Raw genomic sequence first — 15,322 nt, 5'->3', positions numbered from 1 at the left:
GCTCACGCGGCTTCGGTCGCGCCACTGGACCCGTTAGTATCGCTGCTCCGTTCGATTCCTCGTTGCCGTCTCTTCCCGACTCCATCGCCCGTTCCGTTTCGGCGTTCGGTGGGGGCGATCCGCGTGTACCGCAGATCCGCGTCTCGGCGGACTGCGATCGCCAGCGCATCACCGAGTGGATTCCGGGGCTCGAGGGCACCGCTGAAGTGAACTCGCATCGCCATCCGAACCCCGCCGACAGGCGGTTTAATGCATGTATAACGCGCCAGCAATCGTCCCATCTTTATTTTTCACAGTATATAGAATAGATAACAAAGAAGGTAGGTGTGTAAATTACTTCCGTAAATATGGTAATTAAAGGTGGTTCGACTACCGATCTGGGTCTTGTTGGTGGACGACGAGCCGTGAGCCGTGACACGGCGACCGTCGACGGGGAACGTCTCTTCGGTTCGGCTGACGGCTCACCGGCGGAAACGAGCGTGCAGGACGAATCGGCCGCCGTCGCGACCAGCGACGAGGTGCACTCAGGAGCCACGACGCAAGCGGCCGGAGACGCCTCCCGCAACGGGTCGGTCCCGAGCGTCACGAAACCGCGTTCGTCGACGGGTGCTGGGGCGGACGAGCTGGTCGACAAGAAAGTCCTCATCACCGGCGGTGCGGGGTTCATTGGCAGTCACCTCGCGAACCGGCTGGCGTCGACGAACGACGTCGTCGCACTGGACGATTTGTCGACCGGATCGGCGGACAACGTCGACTCGAGTGTCGAACTCGTCGAGGGCGATATCACCGACGGCGATACCGTGTGCGACCTCGTCGACGACGCGGATATCCTGGTTCATATGGCCGCCATGATGGGCGTTCGACGGACGCTCGAGAACCCGCTCGAGGTACTCGAGGTGAATATGGAGGGGACGAAGACCGTTCTCCAGGCGGCAGAGGAGCGCGACATCGACCGCGTCCTGTTCACGTCGACCTCCGAAGTGTACGGCGATCTCGTCGAACCGCCCTACGAGGAGGACGACGAGAAGTCACCGAAGACCAACTACGCCGTCGCGAAGCTGGCGGACGAGCGCTATACGAAGGCGTTTTGCAGTAAATCCGGGATCGACTACTCGATCGTCCGATACTTCAACGTCTACGGGCCGCGCCAGGAGTCCTCGGAGTACGGCTACGTCGTGCCGCGGTTCATCGAACACGCGAAGAACGACGAGCCGGTCCCGGTCCACGGTGATGGATCGCAAACGCGAGACTTCACGTACATCGACGACGCGATCGAAGCGACCGTCCGAACGCTCGGCCCCGCGGGTGCCAACGAGACGTTCAATATCGGGTCCGGAACGGAAGTGTCCATCGCGGATCTCGCCCGAACCGTCGTCGACACCGTCGGGAGCGGCGAGGTCGCGTTCGTGGAGCATCCGCGACCGTACACCGTCGACCGGCGTTGCGCGGACGTTTCGAAGCTGAACGATCGTCTCGGATACGTACCCGGGATCGAACTGGAGAGCGGCGTCGAACGGCTGGCGACGCAGCTCTGACCTCCTTCCTGTACTAGCGATCCCGGTGCCTTCACGTCGTTTCGCCTGATGCCGCTGTCTCCGCCGGGAGAGACGACTGGAACTGCGGACCGTGGCGAACGAAGAAATCACCGCGCGTCGGCCGGCTCCGGCCTCCGATGGGGTGTCGACGATACCGCCGAATCCGCTGGCTGCGCCCGCGTCGGCGACCTCGAGCACCCAGCGGAAGGCGACAGTCCAGCCTCGCTGAACGGGACAATAAACGTCTCTGCGCCGATCGACGAGTACCGACGGCCCCTCCGTCCGCACCAACTACCGTTCTCCAAGGTGGACGGATTGGTATTATTTATTAACTTCCGTGCGTTATCACTCGTAATGAACGACGGCGACTCGGGGCAGCCGTTCGAGGATACCGCACCCGACGACAGTCCGTCTCCGCTCGCCAGGAACGTCCGCAGTGCCGTCAAGGAGGCGTCTAACGCGGACGATATCGAGAGGGTACAGCCCGATCTCGGCCGTCTCGAGACGCTGGCCGACAACTATCCCGACAACGAGGAGAGACGGTCGCTCCGTACTGCTGCCCGGAACGGGAGGGCCGGGGGCGCAGAACGATGAGACGGGATGTGACGGTGCGATGGTGGCAGCGACTCGGTGCCGAACGCGAGCGCGTCGTCACGGACGCAGCATCGACGGGCCACGGCGGTCTGTACGTCGTCGGCCGGTACGAAGCTGGAGCGAGACGCGGCGATGGCACGGGTGGCTTCCTCACGCGGATCGACGCGACTGGGGCCGTCAGCTGGGAGTACTCCTGGAGCGATCAACGACGCCCGACGGCCGTCACAGCGACACCGGCGGGACCAGTCGCCGCCGGTGTAACAGTCGGCTCCGACACGGACCGCTCGGACGAGGAGACACCGGCCTGGCTGGCGTCGTTCACGGCCAGCGGCGACCGTCGCTGGGAACGGGACTATCCGAACGGCGTCGGTGACGGATTCGAGACAGTGGTCGCGATACCGGGCGGTGTCGTCGCGGGTGGCCACACCGGCGAGTACACCAGGCGAACCCCCGATTCCTGGGAGCGGGTCTACGGGACCAGAGACTGGGTGCTCGCCGCCGATCTCGATGACGGGACGGAACGCTGGCGCGAGAGCTACTACGGCAACGACTGCCTGTCGCTCGTCGCGGGCAGGACGGGGACACTCCGGTTCGTCGGCGGCTCACGCGTCGTCTGGATCGCCGGCGACGGAACTGTGGAACGGAGCCGGTACTACTACGCCGAGACTGGCAGCAGCGATACGCTCGAGAGCATCGCCCCCAGCCATCGAGACGGAGACAGCGTCGTCGCCGGCAAAGCGTGGGAAGGATCGACGGCGAATCAGGCACGGATACTCGTGATCGATACCCGTGGCGAGATCCTGCTCGACCGATCGTTGGGCCTCCCAAACAGGAGTAACTTCGGGCAGGACGCCGTCGCACTCGACGACGGCTACGTGCTCTCCGGAACGACGCTGTTCGACGGCTGTTCCCTCCCGTGGCTCGTCCGATTCGACGGTGACGGGGGGCTTCGGGACTTTCGTTTCGTGGTCCGCCCTCCGGGCGCAACCCCCGAACCCGAACTCACGCATCCGAACGACGACGGATCTGGCGTTCCCACCAGTCCCGATGGCCACCCCGTCGCCGGTCGGTACGCCGACGCGGACGTCCTCGTTCCGGTTCTGGACGGACTCTTCGTCGTGTACAACGAACACGACCGCTCGAAGTTACCCGAACACCGGCAGACCTGGATCGGATACCTATCGTAGCCGATATGTGGCCCCGGATTCCGATCTCAGTCACTCGACGGCCGGTCGAGATACAGCACGGCCTCGAGTTTGTATGCGTACCGACCGTATTGCACTTCTCCGAGGAGCGGATGGCGAGTCTCCTCTCGGGTTCAGCACCGAGGTCCGCGGAGGACAATTCCAGACCGGTCTCGCTACCGCGATACACCGGTGACCCGTCGAACTCGTCCACGGGCAGCCCGAGTGCCGACGGAATCGCACCCGGACTGGCGTCAGCTGGATGGTGGTCCACCTCCTCGAGTGCCATCGGGCTCCCGGCTCGATCGAGTGTCTCGTTCCCTCGATTTCGACTTCAATGGGGCTTCGTGCCGGGTCTTCGACGTACTCGATACTGGAGTCAGCCCATTCAAGCCACATCGGTTTCGGCGTTCCTCGATTGAATCGAGCGATTCGCCCACGTATAGTAAGGGTTCCGCATGGAAACGCTGTCGTGACGGGACGCTCTCACCAGGTCCCTGAACCACTGGACAACTCACTGCTATCGTCGATTCGCTTCCTCTCTGCGGCGGCCAGCACGTATCCTAGCGGTGTTCGCGACCACTTGGTGTCGTGCTCGAGATCGCTGAGCGAGAATCCGACGTGACCGTCTCGAGCAATACCGGGTGGACACTATGTCACGTTGCAACAGCACATCCCGAGGCGATTCGGCCGGTCACCGACATCGTCCTCGATGTCGGAGTGAACAGTCGAAGTATCACCGCCAAAGCGGTCGTGGAACGCCGGCATGACGACGGTATGGACGCAGACGTATTCGGACTGATGCTCCGTCAGGCCTGCCTGGACCGCGCGCACGGATGCTGGCGACGAGCACACTTGTCGAACTCGACCGGACTCCGAACGTCGAATTCGAATTTTCATCGTCGAACCGATCGTAGAGACCGATCGGAGCGATCTGCTGCAGTACCTGCGCTGCAGAAGCGAGGCTTTATTTCAGTGGTGACGGCACACATCATAGAGATGGTGGCATTTCCGCCGGGTGAACCCCAGACGGTCTGTGCACTCTGTGAAAATCACTTCGAGGTGTACGATGTCGAGTTTGCAAGCACATATGCAAACCTCGTCTGTCAAGCCTGTGACGCAGGGGCAGTGACCAGTTCCGATGAAGAGCCAGCCACTGGACGGGCGTATCTACAACGAGAGTCCGACGACCCCATCGATAGTGCGGTGGTAGCTGACATCGGTGACAATCCCGTCTTCATCGACGGCCAGCAGTGCTGGCGCCGATACAAATTCGGTGGCTGGGTCACACGGCTGGACGAACACGACTGTGAATCAGTCGAAGAATTTCGGCGACTGCACCGAGACGACGTATGACAGCGTATCAATTCCTATGAACGACGAACCCGAATCCGATACGATGGACACCGACTACGTTCTCTCGAGTGGCGACCCGGATCCCGACACGCCCCACGGGACTGATTGGCCGAAAGAACTCAGAATTTCCTTCGACGCCCGGGAGATACGGTTGTGGCAAGGGAAGGGCCACGGACTCGGTGGCGCGTCCTACGGCTTCGACGAGTTCGATCTCTCGGAGTGGGAGGCGTTTCTCCACGACTGTGACGCCGAATGGCTCGTCGAATTACTGTCTCCACGCGGATCGCTCGCCGACCTTTCAGAGACCGAGTTTCTCGAAGCGGTGACCGAACGTGGCACACTCGTCACCGAGAACCACTGATCAAGCATTCGAGTCAGAGTCGTCGGGGTCACGACTGGGATGGACCGTTACCCACTGGCCCTCGAGCGTCGAGTTCGCCTCGGCTATCGATAGCATTGGTGGCCGAGAATACGGAAGACGAATACGTAATATTAAGTACCCATAGTTTAGCTACTTAGTAGGTGAAAAATTAATGGATCTAAGCGATCGCCGGAAAGTAAAGGAGTTCGAGGAGAACGAAATGCCCCCACTGAAAGAATCGATGGATGATGCAGCCGGTTTCGAGGTAGACCTTGACGTTGACTGGGAATCGCTGACCGACGTGAACGTCAATGAAGACCTCTGGTTCGAAGGATGGTCCAAAGTGTACTTCCAGCCGACGATCGATGCAATCGAGTCAATCTGTAGCGACGAACTGGGGCGTGAAGCGCTACAGGAGAGCCTCGAAACGGTGGTGTTCAAAAACGAGACGGGCATGACCGGCGACATCGGCTACGAAGACGGAGTCCTCACGGTGGACAAAGAACCGTGCACCAATATGAACAAAGTCGACAAACGTACGGAGTCCATCGTCTCGTCGCTCGAAAGCAACCTCTGAGCAAGCGGTCTTATTTTGATTTCCTTCCGTACGGGTGCTATGAAAGGTCGTTGGAATCGAGTACGGAAGTGGCCCGATACGAGCGCAGCGGAACTGACAGACGTTCTGTAGCTATCGTAACAACTGAACGTCATTACACACCTGATCGCACGACAGCGGTGCGATCGGTATGTGAATCGTTTCGTGCCCTCGAGGGTGGCGAGTACGTGTCTCTCCAGGCCGACGGCGCGCTCGTCCCCGATGACGACCGCGCTGAGTATCAGAACGACGCTGAAGGCTGCAGACGCTCTGTCTCGAGACTCCCGCTCCGCTCAGGAATCCGAGTCGGGCGCTTCACTATCACGCCGAGGCCGGACGGGCGGGTGCACTCGTCGCCCCTCGTACGCCGCCGGATCGTCGCGGAACTGCTCCACGATGTCGCCAGTTGACCGGTCTCCCTCCGCTATCGCTGTCACCTCGTCGTCGGTCAACGCGACAGACACGTCACGTTCAACTGGCCCACCCAGCAGAAAGGTGAGGATCCACTCGCCATCGTCGTCAACCAGCACGTAGGAGTAGGACTCGCTGTCGAGGACGTTCATTGGTATCCAAACGCAGCGAGCCACGAAATCAGCTGTGAATGACGACAGTGAAACACGATGCCGAGTGACGCAGGAATGTCGGCCTCCGTCAATCCGCTCGAGAGCGGACCACCGACCACGATGCGGTATCCACCGAGCCTCACCGTCGTAAACGACGATGTCTGTGAGGACAGCGAGTATCACGACAACGCCGAGAGGGGCTGTACCGTCGAATCCTGATTGATCCGCACGGAGGACATCTTCGCCGCCCACCGATGCGCACCGACGGCAGTGGACGGGAGCGTCCGTCTGACTGTGACGGGAACCACTCGCGGTAGAAACTATTATATTAAGTGCGAATATATTCGAACATAGTCAACCGCCGTTGTCGTTCTCTCGTATTCGTTCGCCGACGGAGTTGGTTGAAGTGAACTCATGACATCCCGTATTCAGGAAGTCATACCTGACGAACTGGCAGACGCTGTCGAGTCGGGTGGGGTGACCCTCGTACTCAGTGCACCCGGTATCGGAACGTCACGGCACCTGCAACCGCTGTGTCAGTCCGTCGAACAGTTGCCCGAGACCACCGCCGTCGACGATCAGGAACCCGTGATCGTCGAGGACTTCGTCTCCGCGGTGTTCGACCTCGAGGACGAACCCCTCTCGAGTTATACGTACGAGTACGGTGAGAAATCGCTGTTTTCCAGATCGGGTGGTGCGGTGCTCGTCACCCGTCCACGGAGCTTCGACTGGCTCTGTCGGAGCGACCACGGCGTCTCTGGGAGTTTCATCGAGACGGTCGACACCGTTTTGCTGGTCCGAACACCACCGACCGGTGCCGCAGCCGCAGTCGACGCTGTTCGACAGCGTCTCAACAAGCGAAGTCCGCCCGGACTACGAGACGACGAGCGAGCGGCCGTGCTGGAGCAGGCCAGGTATCCGCCATACTACTTCGACACCCCGGAGCTGCAGCAACACCTGGGATGGTACGATGCGACAGTCACGCCGGCAGCGTTTCTCTCCCTCTCGAAATACGACACTGCGGAGGTGCTCTTCCCTGACGACGTCGGGCGAGCGTTCGGAGACCGTGACGTCTCGGTCGGACCGTTCAGCGAGGCGTTTGCGGACGCCGTCTCGCGGCTCGTCCCGAGCGGTGGCCTCCCGAGTCAACGGCCTCACGAACGCTCGCCAGCGGTCCTCGCTGCGGTAGCGCTGGTCACCGTTGGACTGGCGGACGATGCAGACTGGCTCGAGCCCCTCGCTCGATATCGGGTACTCCCCACAACCGCCGAGGGACTGGAAATCGCCCTCGATCTTCCGCCAGGAACGGTCGATCACCTCCGCGTGTTCGCTGACGATCCCGCGCGAGCACTGATCCGCGACCGGCTCGCTGACGACGCCGACGAGGAGTCGGTGGTCGACGCAGCACGTGACGTGATCGGGCAGGCAGTGGACGCGCTCCACTCGGCGGGTCCCTCGTTCGAAACGATGTCGATGGGACCCGAGGAGTACGGCACCTCCCCACTCGTCGGTGCCTGGCACTGGGACGGTCCGCAAGCGTTGCACGATGCCGCAGCCGAGCGTGAACTGCCGACCCCGATCCGGGAGCTCGAGGGCACCGACGACGAGACTGATCCGGACTGGAGATCGCTCGTCGACGGAGACGAACTCCTCGAGGCACTCGACGGGGGGCTTGTCGTTCTCTCCGGTCCCAAAGCGAGCGGGAAACGACAACTGGCCGCGTCCCTCGCCTCGGAACTCGCCGACTGGGGAGCGACCGTTACCCTTCCCGTTCTCACGCGTCCCGATCACGTTCGGACGGGGATCGAGGCAACGCCGAACGCGGTCGTCGTCGCGACGTACGGTGCCGAGCCTGCGGCTATCAACGGCGACGACGGCGTTCGAGCACTTCCCGAGTGGGTCGACGACGGGAGTTGTGCGGGCGCGGTGCTCATCTGTGACGACACCAATCGCGCACGACTCGAGGACGTCGCCGAACGGGCGGGCTGTGACGAATTGGCGGCCTGGACCGACCGCGTCGAGTTCTCGGTCGCCGAATCGATCGCCGATATCGACCGAGAGCCGGCGACCGTCGCTCGCGACCTGCTCGATGCGATCGGCTGGAACGAGATCCAGTCGCCGTCTCGCCGGTCGATCGACGTCGAGTCGGTGACGGATCAGAGCACGCTGGCAGCGATCGCGGGAGTACCGGATCACGCCCTGGACGGCGAGTTCGTCGGCACCGTCGTCGCCGAGGCCGTCGACGTCATCTCGACGACGCACGGGCCAGCCGCGGCCGAGCAGTGGCTCTCGTTCATCGACGACCTCGTAGCGGACGTCGGGCGAAATCGAACCGCCGACTCCGACGAGTCCCTCCTGTATCGGGGCGAGGTCTACGGAACTGCGATCGCAGCCGTCGCACGAGCGAACCCGAGGACCGACGAGTGGGTCCACGCGGTCGCACGCGGCGTGCTCGAGGTCACGAACGAAACCGCCGCCCCGCACGGACGGGAGTCGGTCGGTGGCGACGTGGAACCGTTTGCCACCGCCTTCACGGGCGCACTGGCTCGGCTCGCACAGCCGCCGGACGGCTCGAGGGTGAACCACGGTGCGATCGAGTGTGTCGACCAGGCACTCCACGAGATGGTCTCGGATGACGGGTGGCAGTTTCCGCTCCACTTCGTTTACGGGGGTGCGGTCGGCCGAATCGTCCGACGGGCTGACGATCCGGCGGCGGCGAACGGCGGCATCACCACCATCGTCTCCCGCGTTCGCCAGCACGCAATGAGCCCCAACGATCGCTACACGATGGGCGTCCTCGGGAGCAGTTTCGCGTCTATGCTCGGGGCAGTCGCAGGTATCGAGTGTTCTCCCGAGGAACTGTCGGCCTGGGTAGCCGATATCGAGTCCCGTGCCAGGGAGGCAGTCCAGATCATCATCGATCGGGAGGTTCAGCGGATGACGCTCACGGAGTTCTACGTCGCAGGGATCGGTCTGTGGCTGTTCGAGCACGGCTGTCCGGACGAGGACGTCGGCTCCTTCTTCGACGCCGTCGGCCGGAGCATGTGCCACACAGCGACAGCGTTCGACCTCGACCACGATCCTGAAACGTTCGTCCTCGACGGGTACGGGCACGCCGTTCGGACGATCGTCCAACTGGGCGAACTCGAGCGAGCGGAACTGTTGTTTTCGACGTGTCACCGGCTCGTCGATACGATCGCGGAGTCGGGACAGTTCGAGACAGAACAGCAACGCCGAGCAGCCCTGCATGCGAACGCGCTCGCCTCCTTTGGCGACGTCGAGCAGGACGATCCCGACGCGGTCAGCAGTTACCCGTACGGGAGGGACACGATCCCGTTCGATGACTCCCTCGGCTTCGAGGACTGGATGGAGCGATACGACGCCGCAGTGACGCGGGGGGTCGCGGTGGACGCATCCACTGCGGAGAGAACGCAATATCTGACCGAGATCTACCGTGAGACGCTCTCGACACACGTTCAGGGCTTCGACGCCGATTCGGACGATGGAGTGACGCCACGCGAGGAGCATACCTGGTACGCCGGCCTCACGGATCGCATCGAGGCACGGGCGACCACGACCGATTCGGTCGACGATCCGGTTCAGTTCCTCGCGGACGTGTACGGCGAAGCCGCCGTCAACTGGGCGACTGACGGGGACTCGAGTCGCGCCCAGGAGTGGATCACGGTGCTCGTCCAGTCGCTACGGACCAGTCGCGAGTCCATCGACGGGCCCGACACGGTGGACTGGTTCGAGGCGTTCGCGTCGACCGACGCCGAGATTCTGGCGGCAGTGTTGACCCGGACGGACGTCGGCGAACGGACACACGAACGGTTGGTCGAGGCAGTGCTGTCCCAGATTCAGGCAGCCGCGGCCGCTCCAGACAATCCACCGCATCCGGTCACGTACGTGGCCTCGGTGTTTGGCGGTGCACTTGCACTCGCCGCCGACGCTCCGGCCGAGGAGGTCCGGTTCGGGGTGACCGAGGTCCTGGCAGTCCTCCAGGAAGCGTTCTCGCTCGAGTGGATCGAACTCGAGCGGGCAGACATCTTCAAGCGGGTCTACGCCGAGGCGCTCTCGCAGGTCGGTCGAACGCACACCGACGTCTCCGAGACGGCGGAGTGGTTCGAGCTCGTCAGCACCCGGATCGAAGCGACGGCGACGAAGGAAACGCCGGAGCAGCCAGCCGAGTTCGTCGCCGCCGTGTACGTTCGGGCGATCTTCGACGCGGCTCAACACGGTGGCGACGAGTGGCGTCGACGACTCGATGCGGAGCTCCGAGAGTTCACGAGGGGGCCGTACGTCGACGATCCGGCGGCGTTCCTGGAAGGCCTCTACGCCGACGTGGTCGTGGAGGGTGCAAAGAGACACGGTCCCAGGAGACGGATCGAAGCGTGCATCGAGGCCGTGAGCGAGTCGCTCCAGGCAGCGGGCGACGCGGAGCTGCTCCGCGCTGATGGCGCTCTGGGACGAACGGTTTCACGAACCGCCGACACGTTGTCGTCGGTCAACGTCAAAAACCCGGGCGACTACGTGATCCGCATCGACCACGGTCTCCGGAGAACAGGATACGAGACGCTCGCGAACGACTTGTTCGAGGTCGAGGGAAGCGACGAACCCGATTTCCCCGACGGTGAGCCGGTCTCGAACACCGACGGCGGACGCGGCAGTAACCCACCGGAACGGGAGGATCGGTGAACGTGCTGCGTTGACGTATCGCGTAAACGACCGCTCGGCGGCCGACAGAACCGAACGATAGCAACCGACGCACGTCTGCGTTCGCGAGACACCGTGACCGATCACGCAGACGAACCCGACGATCCAGAACAACGAGTCGAGTCCCTTCGAGACACGGTCGATCCCGCCACACCGACCGACGACGACGTCGTCGCGTGGTGTGAACTGCTCGCCGAACGCGACGTTGGTGACCTTGCTCGGAACTCGGAATAGCTCACCGCAGTGTTACACTGGATGACGCTCACGGGATTCGTCTCACGACTGGAGCCGTGGGCGTTCTCCCTGTATCACGGTGATGTGGCGTCCCGCTTCCGCGAACGCGTGAGGGACACCAGACCGCGCGACGCTGTGCCCGGAACCGGTTCCGGGACTCGTCTCCCCGCCGCTTCAGGGGTGTGATTCCGCTCGCACCGTGTCAGCGAACCGGAGTCGGCTCCGTCCCGTTCAGTGCAGACTCGTCTTTCGTCACCACGAGATCCTCGAGGACGAGCGCGTCGAGGCCCATCCCGTAGAAGTCCTTGAGCGCCTCGAGCGGCGTGTTGACGATCGGTTCGCCGTGGTCGTTGAACGACGTGTTGAGGAGGACGGGGACGTCGGTGATCTCCTCGAACTCCCGGAGCAGTCGGTAGTACCGCGGGTTCTGTTCCTCGCGAACGGTCTGGGGTCGGGTGGTATCGTCTGCTGGATGGAGGATGGCGCTCACGTCGTCGCGGCGTTCCGGAGCGACGTCGAACGTGTCGATCATGTACGGCGACTCGGCCGCGTCTTCCAGGTAGTCGTCGGCGGCGGATTCGAGCATCGACGGGGCGAACGGACGCCACTCCTCGCGATGCTTGACGAATCGGTTGACCCGATCGCGGGAGGCGTCGGTTCGCGGATCCGCGAGGATGCTCCGATTGCCGAGCGCTCGCGGCCCCAGTTCGAGTCGACCCTGGAACCAGCCGACCAGCGCCCCGTTCGCGAGTAACTCGGCGACGGACCGTTCCAGATCGTCCGGTTCGGCGTAGTCGATCTTGTTCATCTCGAGGAGCGACCGGATCGCGTCGGTGTCGTACTCGGGACCCAGATAGACGTCCGTCATCGGCTCGACTCGATCCGGGCGCTGATCGATCCAGCCGCCCCCGAGCGCGAGGCCGGCGTCGTGAGCGACCGGCTGGACGAAGACGTCGTCGACGGCTGGCAGTTCGCGCACGGTCTTGTTCAGCTTGCAGTTCAGCGCGACGCCGCCCGCGAGTCCGACGGCACCGGTTCCGACCCGATCGATGTATTCGTCGACGATCGCCGTGACGGACTCCTCGAGCAGCGTCTGTGCGGTGTGCGCGAGGTTCTTCTCGAACCGGTCGAACTCGTCGGTCGCGGTCGAGCGCGGCCGATCGAACAGCTCCTCGAGCGTGCGCACACCGTACTCCGTCCCCCATCGGCCGGTGAGCGCCGTGACGTCGTACTCGACGCCGGTGTCGATAGCGTTTCGGAGGCGGCGTTCGATCTCCGGATCGTCCTCGCCGTAGGGAGCGAGCCCCATCACTTTCCCTTCCCCGTTGAACATTCGGTAGCCGAGATACTCCGTGATCGCGGCGTAGAACAGCCCCCAGCTGTTCGGGTGTTCGTAGGTTCGCAGTCGAGTGAGTCCGTCGGGAGTCGCGTGCCAGACGACGGTCGAATCGTACTCGCCTTTCGCGTCGATGGTGAGGAGCAGCGCCTCGTCGAACGTCGACGGGTGAAACGCGCTCACCGCGTGGCAGGCGTGGTGCGAGCGACACTCGATCGGCGGGAGTGGCGTCCCGATCCGCTCGAGTCGCGATTCGACGTCGTGTGTCGGCAGGTACCGAGCGACGACTTCGTCTCTGACCACGTTTCGCAGGTGTGAGAGCGTCTGGAGGACGCCGTCGTGCTGGAGCGTCTTCCGCAGATAGTGACCGCGGATCTTCGTTCGGAGTCGCGGATCGTACGGCAACACGATCTTCTCGAGGTCGGCGAGTGCGAGCCCCTCGTGCTCGAGACAGGCACGGATCGCTCGCTCCGGAAAGGTATCCGTGGCGTGTTTATCACGGCTCAGTCGTTCTTCTTCGACCGCAAAGCGGAGCTCGCCGTCGGCGAAGAGAGCAGCACTCGGATCGTGTTGTCCGTAAAGCCCTATAGACGGCTTAAATGAAAGTACATAGCCCATGTATTAGGTGAGTATATTCTTCTATAAAGTAAGTTTTGTGAAAATTGTACGTCAGGCCAGTACTCTGCGCTTCGACCAGTTCGTCTGCGCTCCCGCGACGCGTCCGAGGTCTGTACCAGTTTTCGGCCGCGAAACCCACTCGAGTGGCGTCTGAGGGAGACCACCGACTCGACCCGTCGAGCGACGAACGGCCGGTTCGACGCGCGAAGACATTTCCAATGCACATAACTATCAGCTCTGAATAATGGCACGAATTCTGACTTTTCCTCGCATCCGTGAGCCAATACCGTCGGCCGCGTCGGCCGCGTCGGTCGCTCGCCGCGGTCGCGGCTGGCCGCTCTCGAACCGACGGGACGTCGCAAACGGGCGGCGGACGCCGGTCACCAGGGGAGGTATCGCCGGATGCGGTCCAGTACCGACGGCCGGTGGCGGACTCGAAGCGTGGTTCCCTCGGCGTCGAACGCCGCTTCCGTCGCGGGAATCCGCTCCCCGTCCGGTAGCTGAACGTACTGCGTCCGGGCCGGAACGGTTCCGCCGCTGCTCGCACCGAACGGCGTCTTCGATCGGCCCGCCGGCTCCGGAACGGGTTCGCTGTACTCGATTACGTACACCGTCTGCCCGTCCTCGGTCGTTTTCCGCCACTCGACTATCTCGCGGTTCTCGTCCGTGCCGATCATCGTCGAACCCTCGATTCCGTCGCGTCGAAGTGCGTCGCGTCGCTCATCTCGGTTCCCCGATATTCGGGACGAGCGGATACGTATTTCGACGGCTGGCGGACGGCACAGGTTCGATATCGCCGAGACGAACCGCGTTCAGCCGAGGGCGACCGGATCGACCTTCAGGTACTCCCGACAGACCACCGTCGCGTACGACCCCTTCGGCAGCGCGAACGCGAGCGACAGCGGCTCGGCCTCGAGTCGCAGATCCGTCCGGAGGAGCATCGCTCGTCGAGTACCGGTCGACCCGAACTCGCCGGGGAGGTCGAAGTCCGCGGGCGACAGGCCGAGATCGTCGAGGACGTCGCGTTCGATCTCGCCCTGCTCGCCGTCGGCCAATTCCGTCTCGGTGCCGACCAGCGGGGCGGTGACGAACGCTCGGCCCCGCTCGCAGTGGCGGGTCACCGAATCGAGCCGGCGCTCGTCGACGCGCTGGAGCCGATCAGTGTCGGGGAGTTCGAGGCCCGCGGGAGCGTCGGTATCCGAGAAACAGACCACGTCGCCCGCGACGGGCCGGTCGAACGGCAGTCCGCGCTCGAGCCGTTCGGAGAGCATCAGGTTGAACGCGTACGACTGGGCGGCGTGGACGAACAGCCGCTGGAGGTTCGAGGGCACGCGCTCGAGCGCAGCGCGGAACGCCTCGGGCCCGGGGTCGCCGTCGCGTTCGGCGAGCGCGTGGATCATCGACCGTTCGTAGCGGAGACGGTTCGGGACCCGCTCGAGGGCCGCCTGCCAGTCGCGGGTCTCCTCGACGAACGCGCGTGCTTCCTGCGTCGACTCGGGCTCCGCGTCGGTCGGATTCCCGAGGTAGGCCATCACCGCCCCCTCCCAGTCACCGCGGGCGATCGCGAGGCCGACCTCGTGCGTGACCGGGCGACGGCTCCCGAAGCGCTGCTGCCCGAAGAAGTTGGGAACGCCGATCGAGACGGTCGATTCGCCGTCTTCGAGCCCGCCGAACGCGCGCAGCTCGTCGGTGATCGCCACGGCGTTTTCGGGCCGTTCGGGATCGCTGACCACGAGTTCGAACGCGTTGCCCGCGAGATCCCCGAACTCGAGCGAACGACCGGCGCGGCCGACGACCTCGATCTCGACACCGTCGATCTCGGGCAGGTCCGCGGGATCGGCCCCGTAGACGGAGAACAGCTGGGTCGTCACGGCGTACTTGTCCTTCGTTCCGGCCCAGTTGACCCGTTCGCGGGAGCACCCGAGCGCGTCCGAGAGTCGCGAGGCGAAATCGTTCGTGTCCCACCCTCGAAGCGTCGCGCGGACGACGAGGTGCGGGTAGGCGTCCGTCGGCGCGTCGATCGGCTCCGTGTCGAAGCGCTCGAGTTCGCGCACCCGGAAGTGATCGTCGTCCTCGCGGAGGCGGCCGCCGACGCCGTCGGTCTCGCTGACGTAGTGTTCCATACCGACGGCCTGCTCGGTGGGGTGGGCTGGGCGCATGCTGGTTGCCGACGGTTCGAGTGCCGGGCGTAAATCGGTTCGTTCTCGCGGTCGATCGCTCGAGCCGCTCCGCC

At 63.6% G+C, this 15,322-nt stretch carries 14 protein-coding genes; 9 read left to right on the top strand and 5 right to left on the bottom strand.

Going from position 1 to position 15,322, the window contains the following annotated elements:
- Positions 1–2: 2 nt before the first annotated feature.
- Positions 3–224 carry a hypothetical protein gene (locus BMX07_RS08825; protein WP_090616903.1) on the bottom strand — a complete coding sequence of 74 codons (222 nt, stop codon included), beginning with the start codon at positions 222–224 and terminating at the stop codon, positions 3–5.
- A 180-nt stretch (positions 225–404) separates the two neighbouring features.
- Here BMX07_RS08825 and BMX07_RS08820 point away from each other — a divergent pair, with 180 nt between their 5' ends.
- The 6 genes from BMX07_RS08820 to BMX07_RS08785 all read left to right on the top strand — a co-directional run bounded on the left by BMX07_RS08820 (position 405) and on the right by BMX07_RS08785 (position 5,607).
- A complete protein-coding gene (locus BMX07_RS08820; protein ID WP_245742079.1) occupies positions 405–1,535 on the top strand; it encodes an NAD-dependent epimerase/dehydratase family protein in 1,131 nt (376 codons plus the stop codon).
- A gap of 354 nt (positions 1,536–1,889) precedes the next feature.
- Complete coding sequence (locus tag BMX07_RS08815; RefSeq protein ID WP_090616899.1) at positions 1,890–2,129, top strand: hypothetical protein; 240 nt, start codon at positions 1,890–1,892, stop codon at positions 2,127–2,129.
- A complete protein-coding gene (locus BMX07_RS08810; protein WP_090616897.1) occupies positions 2,126–3,316 on the top strand; it encodes a hypothetical protein in 1,191 nt (396 codons plus the stop codon). The genes BMX07_RS08815 and BMX07_RS08810 overlap by 4 nt, the downstream gene beginning before the upstream one ends.
- A gap of 975 nt (positions 3,317–4,291) precedes the next feature.
- A complete protein-coding gene (locus tag BMX07_RS08795) occupies positions 4,292–4,669 on the top strand; it encodes a hypothetical protein (protein ID WP_245742078.1) in 378 nt (125 codons plus the stop codon).
- Positions 4,670–4,685: 16 nt separating this feature from the next.
- Entirely contained in the window at positions 4,686–5,030 is a 345-nt protein-coding gene (locus tag BMX07_RS08790) for a hypothetical protein (RefSeq protein ID WP_245742077.1), read from the top strand.
- A gap of 172 nt (positions 5,031–5,202) precedes the next feature.
- Positions 5,203–5,607, top strand: coding sequence for a hypothetical protein (locus BMX07_RS08785; RefSeq protein WP_090616890.1), 405 nt, complete (start codon positions 5,203–5,205; stop codon positions 5,605–5,607).
- A 311-nt stretch (positions 5,608–5,918) separates the two neighbouring features.
- Here the strand turns inward: BMX07_RS08785 and BMX07_RS08780 are convergent, their stop codons facing one another.
- The gene (locus BMX07_RS08780; protein WP_090616888.1) at positions 5,919–6,188 is read right to left on the bottom strand and encodes a hypothetical protein; all 270 of its coding nucleotides are present in this window, start codon (positions 6,186–6,188) and stop codon (positions 5,919–5,921) included.
- A gap of 57 nt (positions 6,189–6,245) precedes the next feature.
- Between BMX07_RS08780 and BMX07_RS24360 the strand changes: the two genes are divergently transcribed.
- The 3 genes from BMX07_RS24360 to BMX07_RS24355 all read left to right on the top strand — a co-directional run bounded on the left by BMX07_RS24360 (position 6,246) and on the right by BMX07_RS24355 (position 11,135).
- Positions 6,246–6,407 carry a hypothetical protein gene (locus tag BMX07_RS24360; RefSeq protein ID WP_175480097.1) on the top strand — a complete coding sequence of 54 codons (162 nt, stop codon included), beginning with the start codon at positions 6,246–6,248 and terminating at the stop codon, positions 6,405–6,407.
- Between the two features lie 195 nt (positions 6,408–6,602).
- Positions 6,603–10,883, top strand: a complete 4,281-nt coding sequence (locus tag BMX07_RS08775) for a hypothetical protein (protein ID WP_090616886.1) — start codon at positions 6,603–6,605, stop codon at positions 10,881–10,883.
- A 93-nt stretch (positions 10,884–10,976) separates the two neighbouring features.
- Positions 10,977–11,135 (top strand): hypothetical protein, encoded by a 159-nt coding sequence (locus tag BMX07_RS24355; RefSeq protein ID WP_175480096.1) that lies wholly within the window; start codon positions 10,977–10,979, stop codon positions 11,133–11,135.
- A 202-nt stretch (positions 11,136–11,337) separates the two neighbouring features.
- On the opposite strand, the gene BMX07_RS08770 is transcribed toward BMX07_RS24355, so the two are convergent.
- The 3 genes from BMX07_RS08770 to truD all read right to left on the bottom strand — a co-directional run bounded on the left by BMX07_RS08770 (position 11,338) and on the right by truD (position 15,248).
- Positions 11,338–13,089 carry a carbamoyltransferase family protein gene (locus tag BMX07_RS08770; RefSeq protein ID WP_090616885.1) on the bottom strand — a complete coding sequence of 584 codons (1,752 nt, stop codon included), beginning with the start codon at positions 13,087–13,089 and terminating at the stop codon, positions 11,338–11,340.
- A 380-nt stretch (positions 13,090–13,469) separates the two neighbouring features.
- A complete protein-coding gene (locus BMX07_RS08765) occupies positions 13,470–13,766 on the bottom strand; it encodes a hypothetical protein (protein WP_090616883.1) in 297 nt (98 codons plus the stop codon).
- A gap of 135 nt (positions 13,767–13,901) precedes the next feature.
- Positions 13,902–15,248, bottom strand: coding sequence for a tRNA pseudouridine(13) synthase TruD (gene truD / locus BMX07_RS08760; protein ID WP_090616881.1), 1,347 nt, complete (start codon positions 15,246–15,248; stop codon positions 13,902–13,904).
- Positions 15,249–15,322: the final 74 nt, after the last annotated feature.

The sequence above is a fragment of the Natrinema salaciae genome, from assembly GCF_900110865.1.
Classification (GTDB): domain Archaea; phylum Halobacteriota; class Halobacteria; order Halobacteriales; family Natrialbaceae; genus Natrinema; species Natrinema salaciae.
Note: the sequence above shows the minus strand (reverse complement) of the source record. Positions and strands in the feature narration are given on the sequence as shown.